Genomic DNA, 21,230 nt, shown 5'->3' with positions numbered 1-21,230 from the left:
CCCGGCAGCTTCCAGCGTCATCATCGCCCTGGACAAGGTGAACAAGTGGTACGGCGAACACCAGGTGCTCACGGACATCAGCGCCCAGGTAAGGAAGGGCCAGGTGGTGGTGCTGTGCGGGCCGTCCGGTTCGGGCAAGTCCACCCTGATCCGCACCATGAACCGCCTGGAAGCCATTGGCTCGGGGAGCATCCATGTCAACGGCCAGGACGTCCAGGGCCGGCAGGTGGACGTGAATGCCATGCGCAGCCACATCGGCTTCGTGTTCCAGCAGTTCAACCTGTTCCCCCACCTGTCCGTCCTGGAGAACGTCACCTGCGGACCTTTGTGGGTACGCAAGGCGGCGGTGGCGCCGGCCCGCGACCTGGCCCTGGGCCTGCTGGACAAGGTCGGGCTGAGGCACAAGGCCGAGGCCTACCCGAACCAGCTGTCCGGGGGGCAGCAACAGCGCGTGGCCATTGCCCGGGCACTGGCCATGCAGCCGCCGGTGATGCTGTTCGATGAACCCACCAGCGCCCTGGATCCGGAAATGGTCGGCGAGGTGCTTGCGGTGATGAAGGCCCTGGCGGCCGAGGGCATGACCATGGTCTGCGTGACCCACGAGATGCACTTCGCCCGGGAGGTGAGCGACGTGGTGTGGTTCATGGACCAGGGCCGCCTGCTGGAGGTGGCGCCGCCCGGCGAGTTCTTCAATGCGCCCAGGCACCCCCGGGCACAGCAGTTCCTCAGCGACATAGGTCGCCGCTGAGTCACCCATCAAGGAGCAAGAGAATGAACGAACCCTCAAACCCGTGCCCGCTGGCGAACCCCCCTGGAATGATCGTCTGCGACCCGGCGAGGACCGCCGCCTTGCTGGACTTCGAACAGTTGGTCGAGGCCCTTGGGCGGGCGGTCCGGGAACTGGCGGCCGGTGCGATCCTGAGCCCGGAGCGCATGGTGGTGCCCCTGGGCGAGGGCGGGGTGCTGCTCAGCATGCCGGCCAGCGCACCGGACATTGGCATCCACAAGCTGGTGAACGTGCAGCAGGCCAATGCTCGGCACAACCTGCCCACCTTGCATGGCAATGTCACGGTGTGCGATGCCGCCACCGGCAGGCTGCTGTGCCTGCTGGATGGACCGGAGGTGACAGGGCGGCGCACCGCCGCGGTCACGCTGCTGGCCATCCGCACCTTCCTGCCCGAGGCCCCGCGACGGGTCCTGATCTTCGGCACCGGTGCCCAGTCGCGGTTTCATGTCCAGGCCATCAATGCGCTGTATCCCCGGGCCAGGGTCTGGGTACGGGGCCTGGACCTTGCGTCCGCCACGCAGTTCTGCGAGGCCAATCGCCATTTGCATGGCCAGCTGGAGCCGCTGGCTGGCGACATGCCAGAGGTCGATGTGGTCATTACCCTGACCACCAGCCTCGAGCCGGTCTACGACGAACCGGCCCAGGCGGGGCGCCTGGTCATTGGCGTCGGTGCCTTCAAGCCGGAAATGGCCGAGTTGGGCAAGACCCTGCTCGACGGCAGCCTGATCTATGCCGACGACCCGGCTGGCGCTCGCCACGAAGCCGGCGACCTGCTGCGCGCCGCGGTGGACTGGTCCCGGGTCAGGTCCCTGGCCAGTGCACTGGATGGCGCCGTCGAGCCTGGGCGCCCGGTTGTGGTCAAGAGTGTCGGCACCGCTGCCTGGGACCTGGCGGCCGCCCGCGTAGCCGTCGCCAGCCTCGCGGCCGAGCGAACCTGAGTCCATTGTCCAAGGGAGTTATCCATGCACATCACCCGCAGCATCAATACCGTGGAAGTCCATACTGGCGGCGAGCCGTTCCGAATCGTGACCTCCGGCCTGCCCAGGCTGCCCGGCAAGACCATCATCGAGCGCCGTGCCTGGTTGCTGGAGCATGCCGACGATATCCGCCAGGCCCTGATGTTCGAGCCGCGTGGCCATGCCGACATGTATGGCGGTTATCTCACCGAGCCGGTCTCGCCCACGGCGGATTTCGGCATCATCTTCCTGCACAACGAAGGCTACAGCGACCACTGCGGCCACGGCACCATCGCCCTGGCTACGGCCGCGGTGGAACTGGGCTGGGTCAAGCGGACCTCGCCACGGACCCGGGTCGGTATCGATGCGCCCTGCGGCTTCATCGAAGCCTTCGTCGAATGGGATGGCCAGCATGCCGGCAGTGTGCGGTTCATCAACGTACCGTCGTTCATCTATCGGCGCGACGTGACGGTCGAAACGCCGAGCTACGGCCTGGTCACGGGGGATATCGCCTACGGCGGCGCGTTCTATTTCTACACCAGCGGCCAGCCCCATGGCTTGGCGATCCGCGAATCATCGGTAGAGGCGTTGAAGAAGTTCGGCGCCGAGGTGAAGCGTGCGGCCAATGCCGCGCTCACGGTGGTGCACCCCGAGATTCCCGAGATCAACCACATCTACGGCACCATCATCGACGGTGAGCCACGCCTGCCCGGGTCGACCCAGGCCAACTGCTGCATCTTCGCCGACCGCGAGGTGGACCGCTCGCCTACCGGGTCCGGCACCAGTGGCCGGATCGCCCAGCTTTACCTGCGGGGGCAGATTGGCCGGGACCAGGTGCTGGTCAATGAGTCGGTGATAGGTTCGGTGTTCACCGCCAGGGTCATCGAGGAAACCCGAGTGGGCGAATTCCAGGCGGTGATCCCGGAGGTCTCGGGCACGGCCTACATCTGTGGGTTCTGCAACTGGATCATCGATGAGCGTGATCCACAACGGTACGGTTTCCTGGTCCGCTAGTGCAGACGGAATCGTAGCGGTATCGACGACAGAACCATGTCCATTTTTTCTGGGGTCATAGATATGAAACGCTGTTCTTCATTGTGGAGCGCTGTCATTGCCGGCTGCCTGTGGCTGGGAACGGCCAGCGTTCAAGCCGCTCAACTGGACGAGATCAAGGCTCGCGGAGTGCTGGTCTGCGGTGTGCTGGATATCTTCGAACCGTTCGGCTACACGGACGTCAAGACGCGCTCGGTGGTCGGTTATGACGTGGACGTTTGCCAGGCGGTCGGCAGGAAGCTGGGCGCGAAGGTCCAGATCAAGCCGGTGTCCATCGAGGCGCGCATCGCCGAGTTGCAGCAGGGCCACATGGATCTGCTCGGTGCGGGGCTGGCCTTTACGCCGCTCCGCGGCGAGCAGGTGGCATTTTCCGACGCCTACTACGTGAGCGAGAACGTGCTGGCGGTCAGGGCCGGTCGCGGCATCACCGTGCCCGGCGAACTGGAGGGCAAGCGCATCAGCTACGTCAAAGGCAGCATCAGCGAGGCCTATATCAGGCAGGCCTTGCCTGGCGCGACGGCGATTGGCTTCGAGGACGTGTCCAGTGCCTTCACCGCTCTGCTCCAGGGCAAGGTCGCAGGCTTCAGCACTTCGCAGGAGGTACTGCACAAGTTGCTCACTCGCCTGGGGGACAAGGCTGCGCAGTACAGCATCCTGCAACCCGCCATTGGCCGGGAAGTCTGGGGGCTGGGGGTACGTCAGGATGAGCCGGACATGCTCGTCGCGGTGAACTCGGCGTTGCGCGAGCTGGAGGCCGAGGGGGCAATGCAGGCCATCTTCGACAGGTGGCTGGGTGCCCAGACGCTTTACCGGATGCAGCGTTCCTTCAAGGTCGAGCCGATACGCTGACAGCACTTCGTGTGCCGGCATGGCCATGTCCATGTCGGCCCGTCATTCATTGCGTGAGCTGATGTCTCGACGAACCCGCTTGAGGTGGCCTTCGACGTAGAAAGCGGCAGCATCCTCGTCGCCGCTGATGATCGCCTCGTAGATCAAGCGATGTTCCGCCGCATACAGCTGAATGCGTTCGGAAGCGTAGATTCCGTCGTCCCGCAGCCGGTTCCACAACGGTTGCGCCATCGTCTTGTTGATCTCTTCGGCGATCCTGGCAATCAGGACATCGCCGGTCATCATGGCGAGCTGGCGGTGGAACAACCGATCGGACTCGCTCCAGCGCGCCTGTTGCAGGGGGTCGCTGAGGTCCTTCACATCGATCATCTGTTCCAGGTAGTGCTCGGCCAGTGGATCGCGCTGGGCGCGGCGGGCAGCCAACCGGGCGATTGCCGGCTCGATGAGCAGCCGGACTTCGAGGGTGCTGATGGGGCTGAAGTCGGCGTCGGATGGCAGCGCACCGGCATACGATGCTGCCACCTCCTTCACTTGCATCGGGGCATCGGCGACGTAGGTGCCTGAGCCGTGGCGGGTGATGACCATGCCTTCGTTCTGCAAGGCGCCAATGGCCTCGCGAACAGCAGGCCGGCTCACTTTCAAGCGTTGCGCCAGGTCGCGTTCGGAGGGCAGGCGCGAGCCGTGGGCATATTGGCCGTTCAAGATGCCGGACCTGATCTGGTCGGCAACCTGCTCGTAGATCTGCTTGGGGCGAAAGTCGGCGTGCATGGTGGCGATCTCCGGGGCCGGACAGCTCATGAATTTCAGGATCGCATGGTACAGCTGACAAAAGCGCGAAACAGGAGGTCAGCATTTTCCGTTGCTGTAATAGGACTGCAGTAGCGACTTGGTCAGACTCTTGCTGTGTCGAGGCCGTCATGGCACGTGCAGCCACCAGGCCTGGCCAGTGGCCTCGAACGTGGGCCTGAAACTAAAAAAGCACCCGAAGGTGCTTTTCCTGGCGATGCCATCAGCCGGCCAGGCCGGCCACCCTGGCGCGTGCCGCGTGCAGCTTCTTGTAGCTGTCGATCAGCCGCAGGTGCCGGTCCAGGCCTTCCAGTTGCATGCTGGTAGGCGTCAGGCCATGGAAGCGCACGCTGCCTTGCACCGAACCGATCACCGCGTCCATCCGCTCGTTGCCGAACATGCGGCGCAAGTTGGCTTCGTAGTCCGCCAGCTCCAGCTCGTCGTCCAGCTCCACTTCCAGTACAGCGTTCATGGCCTGGTAGAACAGGCCGCGCTCGACGGTGTTGTCGTTGTATTGCAGGAACATTTCCACCAGTTCCTTGGCCGGATCGAACTGCCCCAGGGCCACATGGATCAGCAGCTTCAGCTCGAGGATGGTCAACTGGCCCCAGGCGGTGTTGTCGTCGAACTCGATGCCGATCAGGGTGGTGATGTCGGTGTAGTCGTCCAGCTCGCTTTGTTCCAGGCGCTCCACCAGGTTGCGCAGGCCGTCTTCGTCCAGGCGGTGCAGGTTGAGGATGTCTTCGCGAAAGAACAGCGCCTTGTTGGTGTTGTCCCAGATCAGGTCGTCCACCGGGTAGATTTCCGAGTAGTCCGGCACCAGGACCCGGCAGGCGGTGGCGCCCAGGTGCTCGTACACCGCCATGTAGCTTTCCTTGCCCAGCTCTTCGAGGATGCCGAACAGGGTGGCGGCTTCCTCGGCGTTGGAGTCTGCGCCCTGGCTGGAGAAGTCCCACTCGACGAACTCGAAGTCGGCCTTGGCGCTGAAGAAGCGCCACGACACCACGCCGCTGGAGTCGATGAAGTGCTCGACGAAGTTGTTCGGCTCCATCAGGGCCTGGCTCTCGAAGGTCGGCTGCGGCAGGTCGTTCAGGCCCTCGAAGCTGCGGCCCTGGAGCAGTTCGGTGAGGCTGCGCTCCAGCGCCACTTCGAGGCTGGGGTGGGCGCCGAAGGAGGCGAACACGCCACCGGTGCGCGGGTTCATCAGGGTCACGCACATCACCGGGAATTCACCGCCCAGGGAGGCGTCCTTGACCAGTACCGGGAAGCCTTGCTCCTCCAGGCCCTGGATACCTGCAAGGATCGCGGGGTACTTGGCCAGTACCTCCTGGGGCACGTCCGGCAGGGCGAGCTCGCCCTCGAGGATTTCGCGCTTGACCGCCCGCTCGAAGATTTCCGACAGGCACTGCACCTGGGCTTCGGCCAGGGTGTTGCCGGCGCTCATGCCGTTGGAGAGGTACAGGTTCTCGATCAGGTTGGACGGGAAATACACCACCTTGCCATCCGACTGGCGCACGAAGGGCAGCGAGCAGATGCCGCGCTCGGTGTTGCCGGAGTTGGTGTCGTACAGGTGCGAGCCACGCAGCTCGCCGTCGGGGTTGTAGATGCCGAGGCAGTACTCGTCGAGGATCTCCTGGGGCAGGGCGTCCTTGCGCCCTGGCTTGAACCAGCGCTCGTCGGGGTAGTGGACGAACTCGGCGTTGGCGATGTCCTGGCCCCAGAACTGGTCGTTGTAGAAGAAGTTGCAGTTCAGGCGCTCGATGAACTCGCCCAGGGCAGAGGCCAGCGCGCCTTCCTTGGTTGCACCCTTGCCGTTGGTGAAGCACATCGGCGACTGGGCGTCGCGGATGTGCAGCGACCAGACGTTGGGCACGATGTTGCGCCAGGAGGCGATCTCGATCTTCATCCCCAGGTCCGCGAGGATGGCCGACATGTTGGCGATGGTCTGCTCCAGCGGCAGGTCCTTGCCGGCAATGCAGGTGCTTGTGCCCGCGTCCAGGCCGGGCATCAGCAGGGCCTGGGCATCGGCGTCCAGGTTCTCCACTTCCTCGATCACGAACTCGGGGCCGGTCTGCACCACCTTCTTCACCGTGCAGCGGTCGATGGAGCGCAGGATGCCCTGGCGGTCCTTCTCGGAGATGTCCGCCGGCAGCTCGACCTGGATCTTGAAGATCTGGTTGTAGCGGTTTTCCGGATCGACAATGTTGTTCTGCGACAGGCGAATGTTGTCGGTGGGGATGTCGCGGGTCTGGCAGTACAGCTTCACGAAGTAGGCGGCGCACAGCGCCGAGGACGCCAGGAAATAGTCGAACGGACCCGGTGCCGAACCATCGCCCTTGTAGCGGATCGGCTGGTCGGCCACCACCGTGAAGTCGTCGAACTTGGCTTCAAGTCGGAGGTTGTCGAGAAAGTTGACCTTGATTTCCATGGGGGCTACCAGAATAACGAGCAATACGAAAAGGCCGCCATTATCCGGTTTTTCACCCGGAAGTCTTGCGCTTTTCGGCTACGACCGCCGACCGGTGCCAGGCTGCCGTGATCAGCCTGGCAGGCGGCTTGGCAGATCGTCGAGAAACCTGGCGATCTGCCGAGCGCCGCGCAAATGAATGACCGGCACCTGCGGCCCCACGGTCTGGCGGACCTGTTCGATACCCGGGCGATTGTGCTGGTCGAAGTGCCACACAAACCCCAGGAACTTGAGGAATTCGCGGTTCAACTGCTCACGGCAGCCGGCCGGCAGGTCGGCGCGTGGGCGGTTACGCAGAGAGCGCATGAAGACTCGCTTCAGGCAGATGGTACGTGGGGTGTCGAGCCAGATCACCAGCTCGGCCTGGGGCAGGCGCAGGTCGAAAGTGCGCCGCGAATAGTTGCCCTCGCAGATCCAGGCGTCCGTGGCCACGGCCTCGCGGACTCGCTGGCGAAACACCTCGGCCTGGGCCTCGACCCAGCCGGGTTCCCAGAAGAGGCGGTCCAGGTGCACCACCGGTGCGTCGAGCCGGCGCCCCAGTTCACGGGCCAGGGTGGACTTGCCGCTCCCGGCATTGCCCAGTATCACGATGCGTTGCATGAGCCAGTCCCTGCTGAAAAAAGCCGCGCAGTCTAGCATCGGTATCCGGGCCGGATGCAGGGTCTTCAGTGCACGCTGTTGGTGAACAGGCCCAGGATGAAGTCGCGCACCTGGACCAGGCGCGGGTTGCGCATCGCGGTCTTGTTCCACACCAGGTACAGCTCGTTGGTGGGAGCCTCTGCCAAAGGCGTCAGGGACACCAGGCGGCCGGCCTCCAGGGCCTCGCGGCACTGGTAGTCGGGCAGCACGCTCCAGCCTTGGCCCTGCACCACCAGGTCCTGGATGATGCGCAGGTCGGCGATGGTCAGCGCGGCCTGCAAGGTCGGGGCGAACTGGAACAGGGCGGTCCAGACCGGCCGGATCAGCGGCAGGTCTTCGTCGAAGGCGATCAGCGGCACCCCGGCCAGCGCATCAGCCGATGGTCGCTCGCCCAGTTCCCGAGCTCGCTGTGCAGAGAGCACCAGCAGGAAGCGCTCGGTCAGCAGCCGGGCGAAACCGTGGGCATGCTCGTCCGGCAGGGAGGCGGTGATCGCCAGGTCGGCGGTGGAGCTGTCCAGCAGGTTGTAGATGCGCTCGCGGTTGCCGGTGTGCAGGCGGATCTGCAGCCCCTGTTCCAGCAGCGGCGCCAACCCGGAGGCGAGTTTGCCATGGATGAAATCCGAGGGGCCGGCGATGTGCACGGTGCCGCCCATTTCATCGCCGAGGCGGTAGGACGCCATGCGCATTTCCAGGCCGTCCAGCATCGGCCCGATGGCCCGCGCCAGTTCGTCGGCGGCCTCGGTCGCGGTGACGCCGCGTGAGCGCCGCACGAACAGCGGTTTGCCGACGAAGGCTTCCAGTGCCTGGATGTGCAGCGAGGCTCCGGGCTGGGTCATGCCCAGGGCCTGGGCGGCGCGCGAGAACGATTGCAGGCGATAAGCCTCGATGAAGGTACGCAGGTGGTCCAGATGGCTCATGAAACGGTATCGCGCCGCAGTGGGCGCCCTCGCGAAGTGTTCCCGGTTGATTGACGGACAAGCGCCGGCGACCTGCAAGGTCGCCGGCCAGAGGCTTGCAGCATAGTGCCCAGCCTGGCTTGAGGTATAAAAATAATTTGGCATAGGTATCAAAGTAATAATTTTTCGTATCGATCGTGCCTCCCTACGCTTGCGCGCATTCCTGGCCACGGGCCGGTTTTTCCACTGTTCAGAGAGTGCGCTCATGCCCTTCATCGTCTACATCTTCAGCCTCAGTGCCTTCGCCCTGGGGCTTGCCGAATTCGTCCCCATCGGTCTCACCGAGGTCATGGCCCGGGACCTGGGCCTGCAGGTCGAGCAGGCTGGCGGCGCAATCACCCTGTATGCCCTGGGCGCGACCTGCGCGGCGCCGATCCTCACGGCCCTGACGGCAAGCTGGCCGCGCCGGCGGGTGATGCTGGGCACCGTGCTGGTGTTCTGCGCCGGCAGCCTGGGTGCCGCATTCGCCAGCAGCCTGTGGTCGCTGCTGGCGGCCCGGTTTATCGCCGGCATGGGCCATGGCCTGTTCCTGGCCGTGGCGTCCAGTACCGCAGCCCACCTGGCCGGGCCGAAGCAGGCCGGCCGCGCAGTGGCCGGGGTGTTCGCAGGCTTCACCCTGGCCATGGCCATTGGTGTGCCCATCAGCACCTACCTCGGTGGCCTGGGCGCTTGGCGACCGGTGCTGGGGGCGATTGCCGGGTTCGGTGCATTGGGCTTCCTCGGGCTGCTGTTTGGCATGGATGAACCGGCCAGGGCTTCGGGGGCGGCGGGTCGGGATTCGGCGGCCTCGGCACTCAAGTCACTGTTGCATCCCGCCTTGCTGGTGGCTGCCCTGGTGACCGTGCTGGGTTATGCCGGTTCGTTCAGCGCCTATACCTACATTGCGCCGCTGTTGACCGGCGTGACCCAGGTCAGCATCGCCACGGTTGGCCTCTTCATGCTGGGTTATGGCGTGCTCGCCGCGGTCGGCAACCTGCTGGGTGGACGCCTGACCGATCGCCTGGGCGCCGACCGGGCCAGTGCCATCGTGCTTGCCGGTATTGCCGGCTGTGGGCTGGGCTTGTGGGGGCTGGTGCATTCGGCCCTGGCCATGGCCGTGGTGGTGGCTTTGCTAGGGCTGTTCACCTATGCCGCGGTGCCTGCGTTGCAGGCCCGGCTGATTGGCGTTGCCGAGCGACATGCGCCCCATGCCCACGGCGTGGCGGCGGGGCTCAACATCGCCGGGTTCAACCTGGGGATCGCCCTGGGCGCGTGGTCGGGTGGGGTGACCCTGGGCTCGCTGGGCATTGCCCGCATGGGCCTGACCGGGGCGGGGCTGGCACTGCTGGGGCTGATCCTGCTGGTTTGGCTGGGGGCTGCCGGATCGGGCCGGGCCGTCGGGCCTGCCAAAGACGCAGGACACTGAGCGTACGATTCGCCCTGGCCTGCCGGGTTCAAGGCGCCGCGAGGTTGGCGCCGCTGCGCCACAGGGCCGGGGTCTGGCCGACCTGGGCCTTGAACAGCCGCACGAAGTAACTGACGTTCTCGTAGCCCACCTCGTAAGCGATGGCCTTGACCGACAGGTCGCTGGCCAGCAGCAGTTTCTTGGCCTTGTCGACCCGCACGCGCTGCAGGTAGAGATTGGGCGGCAAGCGGGTCGCCAGCTGGAAGCGGCGCTTGAGGGTGCGTTCGCTCAGGCGGGCCTCGCGAGCCATGTCGGCGAGGGTGATCGCCTGGCCGTGGTGGCTTTCGATCCAGTCCTGCACCTTGAAGATCGCCGGATCGCGGTGATTGCGATGCCCCGGCAGGATCGGGCTCAGGCGCTCGGGTGCCGCGACCAGCAAGTGGGTGGCGCAGAGCTGGGCGAAGCGGTCGCCACGGTCCTGGGCCAGGATCTCCAGCAGGGCATCGAAGCCACCCCCCAGCGACCCGCTGCTCCAGATGCCGTGTGCCTGCATGAAGGACGGGTGGGCGATGAATTCGCAGTTGGGATAATCCCTCTTCAATTGCCGGACAAAGGCCCAATGGGTTGCCAGCAGCAGCCCTTGGCCGAGCCCGGCCGCCGCCACGTAGCAGGCGCCTGTGGTCATGCTCAGAATCCGCGCCCCGCGCTCCCGCTGACGGGCGAGCCACGCCAGGGCTCGAGCGTCGGGATGAAAACCTGCGCTCAGGCGTGGGCCTTCGAGCGGGGGAATCACGATCAGCCCGCAAGCGCCGGCATCGTCCAGCGCGCCGTCCGGGTGAATGACGTGGCCACTGGCGAGGGTGATCGGCGCGCCATCGCTCGACAGCACCCTGACCCGATAGCCCTGGGCGACCCCAAGGTGTCGTTCCAGCAGTGAAACGATGCGAAAGAAATCCGTCGCCGAGAACAGCCCCAGGCCCCAACAGCCGTCGTAGGCCAGAATCCCCACCTCGTCCATGCATCCTCCTTGGCCTGATCGGACTATCGTTCAGCCCTTTAGAACATCGCATGCAATGGAGCGCAAGGCTAGGATGGCCGGCATCGAAGGCAACGGTATCCAGGAGCAGGACATGCAGGCAACCCCTAGCAGGACAGTGGATCGTTTTGCCGATCTGCTGGGCGTCGAACATCTGTCCGCCAGTTTCGAGCAGGCCGCGTGCCGGCTGCGGCTGGGCGCTGAACATCACAACGCCCTGGGGGGCGTGCATGGCGGGCTGATCTTTTCCCTGGCCGACATCGCCTTCGCTGCCGCGTGCAATGCCGGGCAGGCGCTGTACATCGGCCTGCAGGCCGAGATCCGCTACATAGCCAGGGCCCGGGGCGATGAGCTGACCGCTACCGCCACCTGGATGGGCGGCGGGCGCAACATCGCCCATTACCAGGTGCTGGTCACCGACAATCTGGGCAACCGCATCGCCCTGTTCAGTGCTTCGGCCTATCGCCTCGGCCAGTGAGCCTGGGGCAAGATGCGATCCCCTTGACCGGCTGCGCAAGCAGTCATGAGCACGGAGCCTGGCCATGCCACCCGTTCGTACCCGGCAATACTGGATCGATACACCAGGCGGGCAACTGTTCGCCCAATGCTGGAGCTGCACCGAGGAGCAGGCCCCGCCGATTGTCCTGCTGCATGACTCCCTGGGCTGCGTGGCGTTGTGGCGCGATTTTCCCGAGCGCCTGGCCCGGGCCAGCGGGCGCCGGGTGATCGCTTATGACCGTTTGGGCTTCGGTCGTTCGGCGGCCCGCAGCGGGTTGCCTGCGGCGAGTTTCGTCGAGGACGAGGCGCGGGGCGATTTCCAGGCCGTGTGCCAGTACCTGGGCGTCGAGCGGTTCGTGGTGTTTGGCCACAGCGTCGGTGGCGGCATGGCCGTGGGTTGCGCTGCGGCCCATGGACAGCGTTGCCTGGGGCTGGTCACCGAGTCGGCCCAGGCCTTTGTCGAACAGCGGACCCTGGACGGCATTCGCCAGGCGCAACGCCAGTTCGCCGAGCCGGGGCAGTTGCAGCGCTTGCACAAATACCATGGGGACAAGGCGGCCTGGGTCCTGCAGGCCTGGACCGACACCTGGCTGAACGAAGCCTTCGGCCAGTGGAACCTGGATATGCCACTGGCTCGGGTGCGCTGTGCGCTGCTGGTGCTGCATGGCGACCGCGACGAGTACGGCTCGTTGCTGCATCCCGAGCGCCTGGCCGCGCGGGCTGCTACCACGGCCCAGGTGCAGGTGTTCGCCGAGTGCGGCCATGTGCCCCATCGCGAGTATCCCGAGGCGGTACTGGAGCGGGTCTGCGGGTTCCTGGCAGGCTGAGGCCCGTGGCGGTGGTCGAGTCTGTGCGCATCATCACAATTGCCATGTGCCAGTATCTTGTGGTCGGCGAAAACCTGCTTATATGATTCGCCCGCCATACCACAGGCCGCCTTGCCGGGCAGGCCTCGGGTTCTTTCAGCGGCTCTACAGGGATGTTCACGGGATGAAAAACATGTTCGAGGCCGGTTCGCACAAGACCGGCCGCCTGGGTCGGGCGCTGGCCGCCCTGGTGCTGACCACCGCAACCTTCGGGGTGCCAGCGCTTGGCTACGCCAAGGATCCGCTGGTGCCACCGGGTGCGGTGCTGGCGCTGATCAACAACGTCCAGATCGATGACCAGGCCGAAACCTTCGAGCTGGAAGATGGCGTCGTCTCGAACTTCTGGTATGGCCGCGAGATCGACCTGGGCGGCAAGCACTACTACGCGACCTTCTCCTGGTTCACCCGCGACCGGGCAGCCCGTGCGGGCGAGGACTTCATCGCTCCGGAGGTCCAGGTGCGGCTGGCGGACGCGACCTTCGAACTGGCTCGCCCGGGTCAGAAGCAGCCTTACGATATCCGCAGTATCGAGCGCAAGATCGGCTACTTCGGCGCCCGCGAGCAGCCCGAGGAAGTGGACACCACCCGCGAGGCCCTGGAGTACCGCACCAACGATGGCCGCCTGGTCCTGGCGGTGCCCACGGCCACCTTCGACAGCGGCTACGGCATCAGTGCTTATGCCATGTTCGTGTTCAACCCGGACAAGACCCCGGAGGAGGACGGCTGGGTCTGGAGCTACCTGGGGCAGGTATTGACCGGTGAGGACAACGCGGCGGCCTGCGACGACGGCACGGTGATTCCCTGCATCGCCAACCAGGGCGAGCTGAACTTCGTGGCGGCCCAGGGCCCCATGCCGCGCTTGCTGGTCAAGTTCAGCGGCACCACCTCCGCGGGCGACACCCAGACCCGCAAGCTGGGCGACGCCGATGACGTCAGCTACGTCTTCGATGGCAAGCAGGTGCAGTACGTCCGCCAGTGATCGACGTGGCACTTGAAGGTGAGGGCAGCGTGGAGGTGATCGATTTGCAGCGGTTGGATATCGACTTGAGCGCGGTGGGCAGTTCGGCTGAACTGCAGATCCTGCTGCGCGACGCCCTGGGGTTTCCCGCGTGGTACGGGTGCAACTGGGATGCGTTCTGGGACGCGATCACCGGGCTGGTGGAAATGCCACGGCAACTGGACATCCATGGCTGGCCGGGGTTGTGCCAGCGTTTGCCCGATGATGCGCGACTGCTTGCCAAGTGCCTGCAGCGGCTGGGCGACCAGTATCCGCAACAGGCTTCGCTGGTGACATGGCGCTGAGGGGCAATTTACTAATCCTTGGCGTTGCTCTATAAATCTGCCTTGCGGCGCGCACTACTGCAGCGCCATCTGGTGATAACAGGAGGATGCTATGTCACCGTTAAACGTGAAAGCCTGACGATTTGCCCCACCACCCCCTCGCTTGACGATCTCGAGACACGCTGGTCCCGGCGCTGGCTCGAAGAAGGCACCTACGCCTTCGACCGCACTGCTCCACGGGACGCCGTCTATTCCATCGACACACCGCCGCCCACGGCCTCCGGCTCGCTGCACGTCGGCCATGTGTTCAGCTACACCCACACCGATATCATCGCTCGCTTCCAGCGCATGCGCGGCAAGACCGTGTTCTACCCCATGGGTTGGGACGACAACGGCCTGCCCACCGAACGCCGGGTAGAGAACTACTATGGCGTGCGCTGCGATCCGCAGGCGCACTACCTGCCAGGCTTCCAGCCGCCGGCCACGGTACCGGCACGTCGTGGCGACTATGTCGCGATCAGCCGGCGCAACTTCATCGAACTGTGCCACCGGCTGACGGCCATCGACGAACAGGCGTTTCGCAGCCTGTTCGTGCAACTGGGGTTGTCGGTGGACTGGGGGCTGACCTACGCCACCATCGATGAACGAGCGCAGCGGGTCAGCCAGCGTGCGCTGTTGCGCAACTTCCAGCGCGGCGAGCTGTACAGCCAGCAGGCGCCGTGCCTGTGGGACGTGACGTTCCAGACGGCCGTGGCCCAGGCCGAGCTGGAAGATCGCGAGCAGCCGGGGGCCTGGTACGACCTGTTGTTCCAGGGGCAGGAGGGGCCGGCGCTGAGCATCGCCACCACCCGTCCCGAGTTGCTGGCGGCCTGTGTGGCGCTGGTGGCGCATCCGGATGATCCGCGTTACCAGGGGCGGTTCGGACAGCAGCTGCGTTCGCCGCTGTTCGAGGTACCGGTGCCGCTGCTTGCCCATCCACTGGCCGACCCCCAGAAGGGCACGGGACTGGCGATGGTCTGCACCTTCGGCGATCTGACGGACGTGCTCTGGTGGCGCGAATTGCAGCTGCCGACCCGTTCCATCATCGGCCGTGACGGTCGCCTGCTGGAGCAGGTGCCTGAGTGGCTGGCACATCTCGCGGGGCGCCAGGCCTATGCCGAGCTTGCCGGCTGCAACCTGGCCCAGGCACGCCAGCGGTTGTTGCCGCTGCTGCATGAGTGCGGTGGCCTGCTCGGTGAGCCACGACCGATCCGCCATGCAGTGAAGTTCTTCGAGAAGGGTGACCAGCCGCTGGAAATCGTCGCCACTCGCCAGTGGTACTTGCGCAATGGCGGGCGTGATGCCGACCGGCGCCAGCAATTGCTGGAGCGTGGCCAGACCCTGCAGTGGCATCCACCGTTCATGCGCAGCCGCTATGAGCATTGGGTGGGTGGCCTCAGTGGCGACTGGCTGATCAGCCGGCAACGGATCTTCGGCGTGCCGATTCCGTTCTGGTATCCCCTGGATGCTCGAGGCGAGCCGGACCATGACCGGCCAATCGCCGCCGCCGAGGACGCATTGCCGGTGGACCCGACCCTGGACACGCCGCCAGGCTATCAACCGGAGCAGCGGGGCCAGCCCCATGGCTTCATCGGTGAGCAGGACATCATGGATACCTGGGCCACCAGTTCCCTGACCCCGCAGATCGCCGCGGGCTGGGAGGAGGGCGATGGCCTGTTCGAGCAGGTCTTTCCCATGGACCTGCGCCCCCAGGGGCACGACATCATTCGCACCTGGCTATTCTCGACCCTGGTTCGCAGCCACTTGCAGCACGCTGCCTTGCCTTGGCGGCATGTGGCGCTGTCGGGCTGGATCCTCGATCCGGACCGCAAGAAGATGTCCAAGTCCCAGGGCAACGTGGTCACGCCGCTGGCGCTGCTGGAGCAGTACGGCAGCGATGGCGTGCGCTACTGGGCGGCCCTCGGGCGACCCGGTAGCGATACTGCCTTCGAAGAGCAGCAGATGAAGATCGGCCGGCGCCTGGCGCTCAAGCTGTTCAATGTGTCGAAGCTGGTGTTCGGCCTGCCCGGCGATCCTGCAGGCCCTGTCTCGCAGGCGCTGGACCAGGCCATGCTGCAACGCCTGGAACACGTCACCGACCAGGCGCGAGTGGCGCTGGAAGGCCACGACTACAGCGCTGCGCTGATGCGCATCGAGGGTTTCTTCTGGTGGTTCTGCGATGACTATGTCGAGCTGGTCAAGCGCCGTGCCTACCGGCCAGAAGGGCACTCGGCACGCAATGCCCTGGCCCGGGCCTTGAGCGCCCTGCAGCGGTTGTTTGCGCCATTCCTGCCCTTCGTCTGCGAAGAAGTCTGGCGTTGCTGGCAACCGGGTTCGGTGCACCGTGCGCCCTGGCCCGAGGGCTGTGCGGGGAAGGCGGATGCGGAGCCGTGGCTGGAGCTGGTCAGCGCGACGCTGGCGGCGATCCGCAAGGCCAAGTCCGATGCCCGGCAATCGATGAAAGCGCCGGTGGCGCGGGTCGAAGTGGTGGACCAGGCGGCGTTCCTGGAGCGCCTGCAAGGCGCCCGCCAGGATCTTCTGGAAGCGGGCCAGGTGGCCCATCTGGAGTTCATCGAGGGCCCCGAGCGGCAGGTGCGGGTCTGGTTGCAGGCTTGACCCTGCAGCGCATCCCGCCCGCCGACGCGAATCTGCGTCGGCGGGCGGTTTATTTTCCCCGGTCGATGCTGCCACTATGTTCGCCCGTATCAGCGCCTGCCAAGGGAAGCTCCAGTGAATATCCAAGACCACCCGCAAGACTACTCAGACCTCAAGCGTGCCGTGGGCCTGCTGGAGTCGCCCTCGCTGACGGCACGCCTGTCCGGCCTGCTGGGTTCGCCCATCGAGAGTGCGGTCAAGGCTTTGCCGGCGGTGGTGGCGCAGAAGATCAACGGCGCGGTGGTGGCCGCGCTGCACAGTTCCGCCGATGCGGCGTTGTGGAGCCTGGACAACCAGCCGAAGAAACAGGCCTCGCCGCGCTTGCACAAGCTCTATGCAGCGGCTTCGGGGGCGCTGGGAGGCGCCTTCGGGTTTGCTTCGCTGTTCGTCGAACTGCCGGTATCCACCACCATCATGATGCGTTCGGTGGCCGATATGGCGCGCAGCGAAGGCTTCGACCTGGCGGACTTTGCCACCAAGCAGGCGTGCATCGAAGTGTTCGCCATGGGCGGCAACAGCGAGGCCGACGATGCCACCGAAACTGGTTATTACCTGACCCGCAGCTTCACCACCCAAGCCATGCAGCAACTCTCCAAGGAGCTGGCCGCCATCGCCGCCAAGCAGGGCGCCGATGCCGTCAGCCGGCTCTCGCCAGGGCAGGTGGGCAAGTGGCTGGCGGTGCTGATCGAAAAGGTCGCGGCGCGCTACGGCGTGACCATTTCCAGCAAGTTCGCGGCCCAGGCGGTGCCGGTGATCGGGGCCTTCACCGGCGCCACCATCAATACCCTGTTCACCGACTTCTACCAGGACATGGCCCGCGGGCATTTCATCGTCAAGCGCCTGGAGCAGCAGTATGGTTTCGAGCCGATCAAGGCGGCCTATGCTGAGCTCAAGGGCAAGCGGCTGGCGGGCTGAGGCCTGGTTGCTGCTGGTAGTGGAACCCTGCCACGGAAAATTCAACCGATGGACATGTGCAAGCGACAGCCCGCGGTGGTGGCGCTCATTTGCAGGGTGGCACCGTGCGGCGGATCGGTGTAGAAGCATCCCGGGTAAACGCCCCGGTCTTTGATCGAAACCACTGCCAGGAAGGTCTGCCTTGTCCAACGCCAATCCCATCACCCACGTCGCTTTCGAAGCGGACCAGCTCTGTCTCGGCTGGGCCGATGGCTTGCTGCTGCGTCAATCCCTGGGGCGTTATGGCCGCTTGCAGGAAGCCTCGGCCCAGCAGCGCCAGGCCTGGCGAATCTCGCCCCAGGGCAGCTCGGTGCTCTGGCCCGGGCTGGGTGAGCAGGGGCTGGTGATCGAGGGGGGTGACTGGATCTGGGAGCATGTGTGCGAGCAGTCCATGGCGCGCTTGCAGGCCCTGGATTGGGACCTGGAACGCCTGGCTGCGCGGGACCAGGCCATCGTCGCCCTGTGGCGCCTGGAAGCGGATGGCTACAACGGTGGTTTCCTGCAGTTCTTCTGCAACTGGGGTGAGCGCAGCTACCAGCTGGCCCTGGACGCACTCCAGGCGTTGGGCGCGACCCGGGCCAGGGCGGTGGTGGAACGCCAGCGGCAGGCGATCGGTGATCTGCAGGGCCATCCGCAGCTGGAGCGACTGTGGGATATTCCCGAGTGGCTCAGCGACGAGCAGCATGAGCTGATCAGTGGCGAACTGGACGATCAATTGTGGACGGCGCTGGAAGAAGTGCCGGCGCTGGCGGCCAGCCATTTCTACCCGCCGGCCTGCGAATGAGCGCGGCGGTGGCCCAGGACGATGGGCGCCGACTGGCAGCCGTTGCGAATGCTCAGGGTCAGCCTGTGGTCGACCGCGGATGACGCCAGCGACTGGCAGGTCAACGCCTCGCTGCTGCTCAGTCCGGACCAGCTGCAAGCGTTCGCCCGGCAGGTCCTGGCCGAGCTTTCGACGCCCATGCTCTAATGCCGCGCTTTTCCCCCGGCAAACGGATTTTTCCATGGCTGAACCGCGTATCCGCGCCCTGGCGCTTTGTGTCTTCCATCACCAGGGCAAGATCCTGGTCCACCAGTTCGACGATCCCCACCAGCAGCAGACGGTCTTCCGCCCGGTAGGTGGCGGCATCGAGTTTGGCGAGCGCAGCGACCAGGCCATCCGCCGCGAGGTGAAGGAGGAGCTGGGGCTGCCCATCAGCCAGCTGCGCCTGCTGGGCACCCTGGAGAATCTGTTCACCTACCTGGGCAAGCCCGGACACGAAATCGTCCAGGTATATGACGCAAGCTTCGACGATGCGAGTGTCTACGCGTGCAGCCAATTGCACGGCGAGGAAACCGACGGCATGGGCTTCACCGTCAGCTGGCATGACAGTTCGAGCTTCAGCCCGCAAGCGCCCCTGGTGCCCCAGGGGCTGGAACGGTTACTCAAGCAGGCCGGCTTGCTCGACTGAGCGGGGTTGCGGGTGCTGGATGCAGCACTCGGCCCTGGCGGGCGCCATGGCCCGACAGGGCCGTTGGGTCAGAAGTCCCAGCGGGTGCTGAGCATGAAGTTGCGCGGTTCGCCGTAGGCGGCGGAGTTATAGAAACCGACGTTGGTGTAGTAGGACTTGTCGAAGATATTGTTGACGTTCAGGGTCGCCGACAGGTTGTCGGTGATCTGGTAGCGAGTCATCAGGTCCACCAGCCAGTAGGATTGCTGGGTGATGTCCTGGTTGCGGTCCAGCGGCTTGTTGTAGATCGAGTACCAGCCTTTGCTCTGCCAGCGCAGGCCGCCGCCGACGGTCAACTTGTCCAGCTCGCCCTTGAGCTTGTAGGTGGTGTACAGGTTGACCTGATCCTCGGGTTCGAAGGTGGAGAGCTTGTCGCCCTTGTCATCGCGCACCACCTTGTGGGTGTAGCCGGCCTGGATCTGCCAGCCCGGGCGCAGCTCACCGGAAATCTCCGCCTCGTAGCCCTTGGTGACCGCCTTGGAACCCTTGTAGGCGAAGTTGTCCGGGGTAGGGGTCAGGTTGTTGTAGGCGTCGTCGGAGATCGGCCGGTTGTTCTCGCGAATCTCGAAGTAGGCCAGGCTGCTGTTCAACCGGCCTTCGAAGAATTCCCCCTTCAGGCCCAGCTCGTAGTTCTGGCCTTCATCCGGCTCCAGCAGCTTCTGGTCCTTGTCCTTGTTGAAGCTCTCCTGGGGCATGAAGATATCGGTGTAGCTGGCGTATGCCGAGAAGTTCTCGTTGAGGTCATAGATGATCCCGGCATAGGGGACGAACCGCCCGCTTTCCCGGTACGACGGGGTCAGGCCGGTCTGGTGGTAATTGACCACGCGCCCGCCGAGGATGACGTTCAGGTCGTCGACCACGTTCAAGCGGGTGGTCAGGTACGCGCCCGTCTGGCGGGTGGTGTCGTCGGTAATCTGCGCCGGCGCTTGCCAGATGGGCCGGGAAATCTGGCCGTTCCAGTTGTAGAAGTCCACCTTGTTGCCCTGGGGCCAGACCGGTGACCAATAACCCTTGCCTTGCCAGCGCGAGGTGCTGATCGAACCGCCCAGCACCAGCTCGTGGTCGCGCCCGAACAGGCTGAACGGACCGCTGGCATAGAGGTCGGCGGAGGTGCTCTTGGTTTCGCCGGTGTACTTCTGGCCGTTGATCTCGGCGCTGCCATCGGCCTGGGGCTGATCGAACTGGATCGAGCCCAGCTCTGCGTGGTAGCTGTTGATCTTGTGGTCCAGTTGCAGCTTGGTGACCCAACCCTCGCCCAGGTCGTGTTCAAGCATGGCGAAGGCGGTGCGGGTGTACTGCTCCCAGGCGCTCCAGGTGGTGCCGTTGTTGTAGGAGCGCGACATCTTGTTGATGCTGCCGTTGGAGTTGACCAGCGGGAAAGTGCCGGACCAGCTGGAACCCTTGGGAATGTTGTCCTGCATGTCGGCGCCTACGGTCAGCATCGTGTCGGGGGACAGGTCGAATTCGAGGATGCCGTAGTAGGTTTCGGTCTTGCGCGAGTAATGGTCCAGGAATGACTTCTTGTCCTGGTAGGCCGCCACTGCGCGCCCCCGGACATTGCCGCTGTCGGTCAGTGGGCCACTGACGTCCACCTCGCTGCGATAGTTGTCCCACGAGCCTGCGCCGAGGGAGGCATGCCCCTTGAACTCGGCGGTGGGTTTCTTGCGCACCAGGTTGATGGTGGCGCCGAGGGAGCCGGCGCCGGTCAGCAGGCCGGTGGCACCCTTGAGGACTTCGACCCGGTCGTAGATCGCCATGTCGCTCAGGGTGTTGCCCGCCGAGTAGGCGACGTTGCGTGAGGTGGAGGGAATACCGTCGTACTGGAAGTTGTTGATCGAAAAGCCGCGGGCGTAATAGTTCGTCCGGTCGGTATCGTAGGCCGACACGGTGATGCCCGGGGTGTGGCGCATCACGTCGTCGACGTTGTTGAGACTGAAATCCTCCATGTGCTGGCGAGTGATGACGCTCACCGATTGCGGGGTCTGGCGGGGGCTCAGGACCAGCCGGGTCGCGGTGGCGAGGGTGCCTGGGGTATAGGAGCCGGTGCCTTCGGTAACGGTGCCCAGCTGGTTGCTGATGATCTGGGTCGCTTCCAGTTCCACCGCCTTGTCGACCGCAGGCAGGCGGGTCAACAGCACGGCGTTGACGCCATTGCGTTCGAAGCCCAGGCCAGTGCCTTCCAGCAGCTTGGCCAGTGCCTGTTCAGCGCTCATCCTGCCGCTGACTCCCGGTGATTCGAGGCCTTGGGCCATCGACGAGGAATAGGCGATCTGCAACCCGCTCTGGGTGCTCAGCTGGTCCAGGGCCTCGGCCAGGGGTTGCCGGGCAATGGAGAAACCATGGGTATTCGGCGCTTGATTGCCGGGAGCGGTCGCAGGCTCGACAGCCGCCGCGTGGCCGCAGGCCAGGCAGATGGCCAGGGCCAGGATGCTGCGGGCGGGGAGAAGGGTTGAGAAGTGCATGGAAGTCCCGTACGGAATAGGAATGATTTGCAAATGCAAACACCCTGACGGGTTGTGCTGCCCAAAGCCGTA

Annotated in this window: 20 protein-coding genes; 14 read left to right on the top strand and 6 right to left on the bottom strand. The window is 65.0% G+C overall.

The window, feature by feature from the left end:
• The first annotated feature begins 19 nt into the window (after nt 1-19).
• The 4 genes from LGQ10_RS07890 (at nt 20) to LGQ10_RS07875 (ending at nt 3,645) form a co-directional block, all read left to right on the top strand.
• Nucleotides 20-748: an amino acid ABC transporter ATP-binding protein gene (locus tag LGQ10_RS07890; protein ID WP_226526111.1), complete on the top strand. Its 729-nt coding sequence runs from the start codon at nt 20-22 to the stop codon at nt 746-748.
• A 23-nt stretch (nt 749-771) separates the two neighbouring features.
• Nucleotides 772-1,725: a bifunctional Delta(1)-pyrroline-2-carboxylate/Delta(1)-piperideine-2-carboxylate reductase gene (gene lhpI / locus LGQ10_RS07885; protein WP_226525207.1), complete on the top strand. Its 954-nt coding sequence runs from the start codon at nt 772-774 to the stop codon at nt 1,723-1,725.
• 24 nt (nt 1,726-1,749) lie between these two features.
• A complete protein-coding gene (gene lhpH, locus LGQ10_RS07880; RefSeq protein ID WP_058436693.1) occupies nt 1,750-2,757 on the top strand; it encodes a trans-3-hydroxy-L-proline dehydratase in 1,008 nt (335 codons plus the stop codon).
• A 63-nt stretch (nt 2,758-2,820) separates the two neighbouring features.
• Nucleotides 2,821-3,645, top strand: a complete 825-nt coding sequence (locus tag LGQ10_RS07875; protein WP_226525206.1) for a transporter substrate-binding domain-containing protein — start codon at nt 2,821-2,823, stop codon at nt 3,643-3,645.
• A 42-nt stretch (nt 3,646-3,687) separates the two neighbouring features.
• On the opposite strand, the gene LGQ10_RS07870 is transcribed toward LGQ10_RS07875, so the two are convergent.
• The 4 genes from LGQ10_RS07870 to LGQ10_RS07855 all read right to left on the bottom strand — a co-directional run bounded on the left by LGQ10_RS07870 (nt 3,688) and on the right by LGQ10_RS07855 (nt 8,454).
• Nucleotides 3,688-4,443 carry a FadR/GntR family transcriptional regulator gene (locus LGQ10_RS07870; RefSeq protein WP_226525205.1) on the bottom strand — a complete coding sequence of 252 codons (756 nt, stop codon included), beginning with the start codon at nt 4,441-4,443 and terminating at the stop codon, nt 3,688-3,690.
• 211 nt (nt 4,444-4,654) lie between these two features.
• A complete protein-coding gene (locus tag LGQ10_RS07865) occupies nt 4,655-6,859 on the bottom strand; it encodes an OsmC domain/YcaO domain-containing protein (protein WP_226525204.1) in 2,205 nt (734 codons plus the stop codon).
• A 111-nt stretch (nt 6,860-6,970) separates the two neighbouring features.
• Nucleotides 6,971-7,498 carry an AAA family ATPase gene (locus LGQ10_RS07860; RefSeq protein ID WP_226525203.1) on the bottom strand — a complete coding sequence of 176 codons (528 nt, stop codon included), beginning with the start codon at nt 7,496-7,498 and terminating at the stop codon, nt 6,971-6,973.
• 65 nt (nt 7,499-7,563) lie between these two features.
• A complete protein-coding gene (locus tag LGQ10_RS07855; RefSeq protein WP_058433950.1) occupies nt 7,564-8,454 on the bottom strand; it encodes a LysR family transcriptional regulator in 891 nt (296 codons plus the stop codon).
• 244 nt (nt 8,455-8,698) lie between these two features.
• Here LGQ10_RS07855 and LGQ10_RS07850 point away from each other — a divergent pair, with 244 nt between their 5' ends.
• Entirely contained in the window at nt 8,699-9,898 is a 1,200-nt protein-coding gene (locus LGQ10_RS07850; RefSeq protein ID WP_226525202.1) for an MFS transporter, read from the top strand.
• A gap of 28 nt (nt 9,899-9,926) precedes the next feature.
• Here LGQ10_RS07850 and LGQ10_RS07845 read toward each other — a convergent pair whose 3' ends face one another.
• Nucleotides 9,927-10,895: a GlxA family transcriptional regulator gene (locus LGQ10_RS07845; protein ID WP_226525201.1), complete on the bottom strand. Its 969-nt coding sequence runs from the start codon at nt 10,893-10,895 to the stop codon at nt 9,927-9,929.
• A 73-nt stretch (nt 10,896-10,968) separates the two neighbouring features.
• Between LGQ10_RS07845 and LGQ10_RS07840 the strand changes: the two genes are divergently transcribed.
• From LGQ10_RS07840 to LGQ10_RS07800, 9 genes are all read left to right on the top strand, one after another.
• Nucleotides 10,969-11,391 carry a PaaI family thioesterase gene (locus LGQ10_RS07840; RefSeq protein WP_264194091.1) on the top strand — a complete coding sequence of 141 codons (423 nt, stop codon included), beginning with the start codon at nt 10,969-10,971 and terminating at the stop codon, nt 11,389-11,391.
• 64 nt (nt 11,392-11,455) lie between these two features.
• Nucleotides 11,456-12,238, top strand: a complete 783-nt coding sequence (locus LGQ10_RS07835) for an alpha/beta fold hydrolase (RefSeq protein ID WP_058433953.1) — start codon at nt 11,456-11,458, stop codon at nt 12,236-12,238.
• Nucleotides 12,239-12,401: 163 nt separating this feature from the next.
• On the top strand, nt 12,402-13,256 hold the full coding sequence (locus LGQ10_RS07830) for a hypothetical protein (protein WP_058433954.1): 855 nt from the start codon (nt 12,402-12,404) through the stop codon (nt 13,254-13,256).
• A gap of 35 nt (nt 13,257-13,291) precedes the next feature.
• Entirely contained in the window at nt 13,292-13,579 is a 288-nt protein-coding gene (locus LGQ10_RS07825) for a barstar family protein (RefSeq protein WP_226526109.1), read from the top strand.
• 72 nt (nt 13,580-13,651) lie between these two features.
• On the top strand, nt 13,652-16,213 hold the full coding sequence (gene valS, locus LGQ10_RS07820; protein WP_226525200.1) for a valine--tRNA ligase: 2,562 nt from the start codon (nt 13,652-13,654) through the stop codon (nt 16,211-16,213).
• A 114-nt stretch (nt 16,214-16,327) separates the two neighbouring features.
• On the top strand, nt 16,328-17,167 hold the full coding sequence (locus LGQ10_RS07815) for an EcsC family protein (RefSeq protein ID WP_226525199.1): 840 nt from the start codon (nt 16,328-16,330) through the stop codon (nt 17,165-17,167).
• A 181-nt stretch (nt 17,168-17,348) separates the two neighbouring features.
• Nucleotides 17,349-17,990 carry a DUF4375 domain-containing protein gene (locus LGQ10_RS07810; RefSeq protein WP_058433278.1) on the top strand — a complete coding sequence of 214 codons (642 nt, stop codon included), beginning with the start codon at nt 17,349-17,351 and terminating at the stop codon, nt 17,988-17,990.
• A 21-nt stretch (nt 17,991-18,011) separates the two neighbouring features.
• A complete protein-coding gene (locus LGQ10_RS07805) occupies nt 18,012-18,176 on the top strand; it encodes a hypothetical protein (protein ID WP_226525198.1) in 165 nt (54 codons plus the stop codon).
• Between the two features lie 34 nt (nt 18,177-18,210).
• Nucleotides 18,211-18,657, top strand: a complete 447-nt coding sequence (locus LGQ10_RS07800; protein WP_226525197.1) for an NUDIX hydrolase — start codon at nt 18,211-18,213, stop codon at nt 18,655-18,657.
• A 68-nt stretch (nt 18,658-18,725) separates the two neighbouring features.
• Here LGQ10_RS07800 and LGQ10_RS07795 read toward each other — a convergent pair whose 3' ends face one another.
• On the bottom strand, nt 18,726-21,158 hold the full coding sequence (locus LGQ10_RS07795) for a TonB-dependent siderophore receptor (RefSeq protein ID WP_226525196.1): 2,433 nt from the start codon (nt 21,156-21,158) through the stop codon (nt 18,726-18,728).
• Between the last annotated feature and the right edge of the window lie 72 nt (nt 21,159-21,230).

Origin of the sequence: Pseudomonas sp. L5B5, assembly GCF_020520285.1 — a bacterium.
Lineage (GTDB): Bacteria > Pseudomonadota > Gammaproteobacteria > Pseudomonadales > Pseudomonadaceae > Aquipseudomonas.
This window is presented reverse-complemented; position numbering and strand designations above follow the sequence as displayed.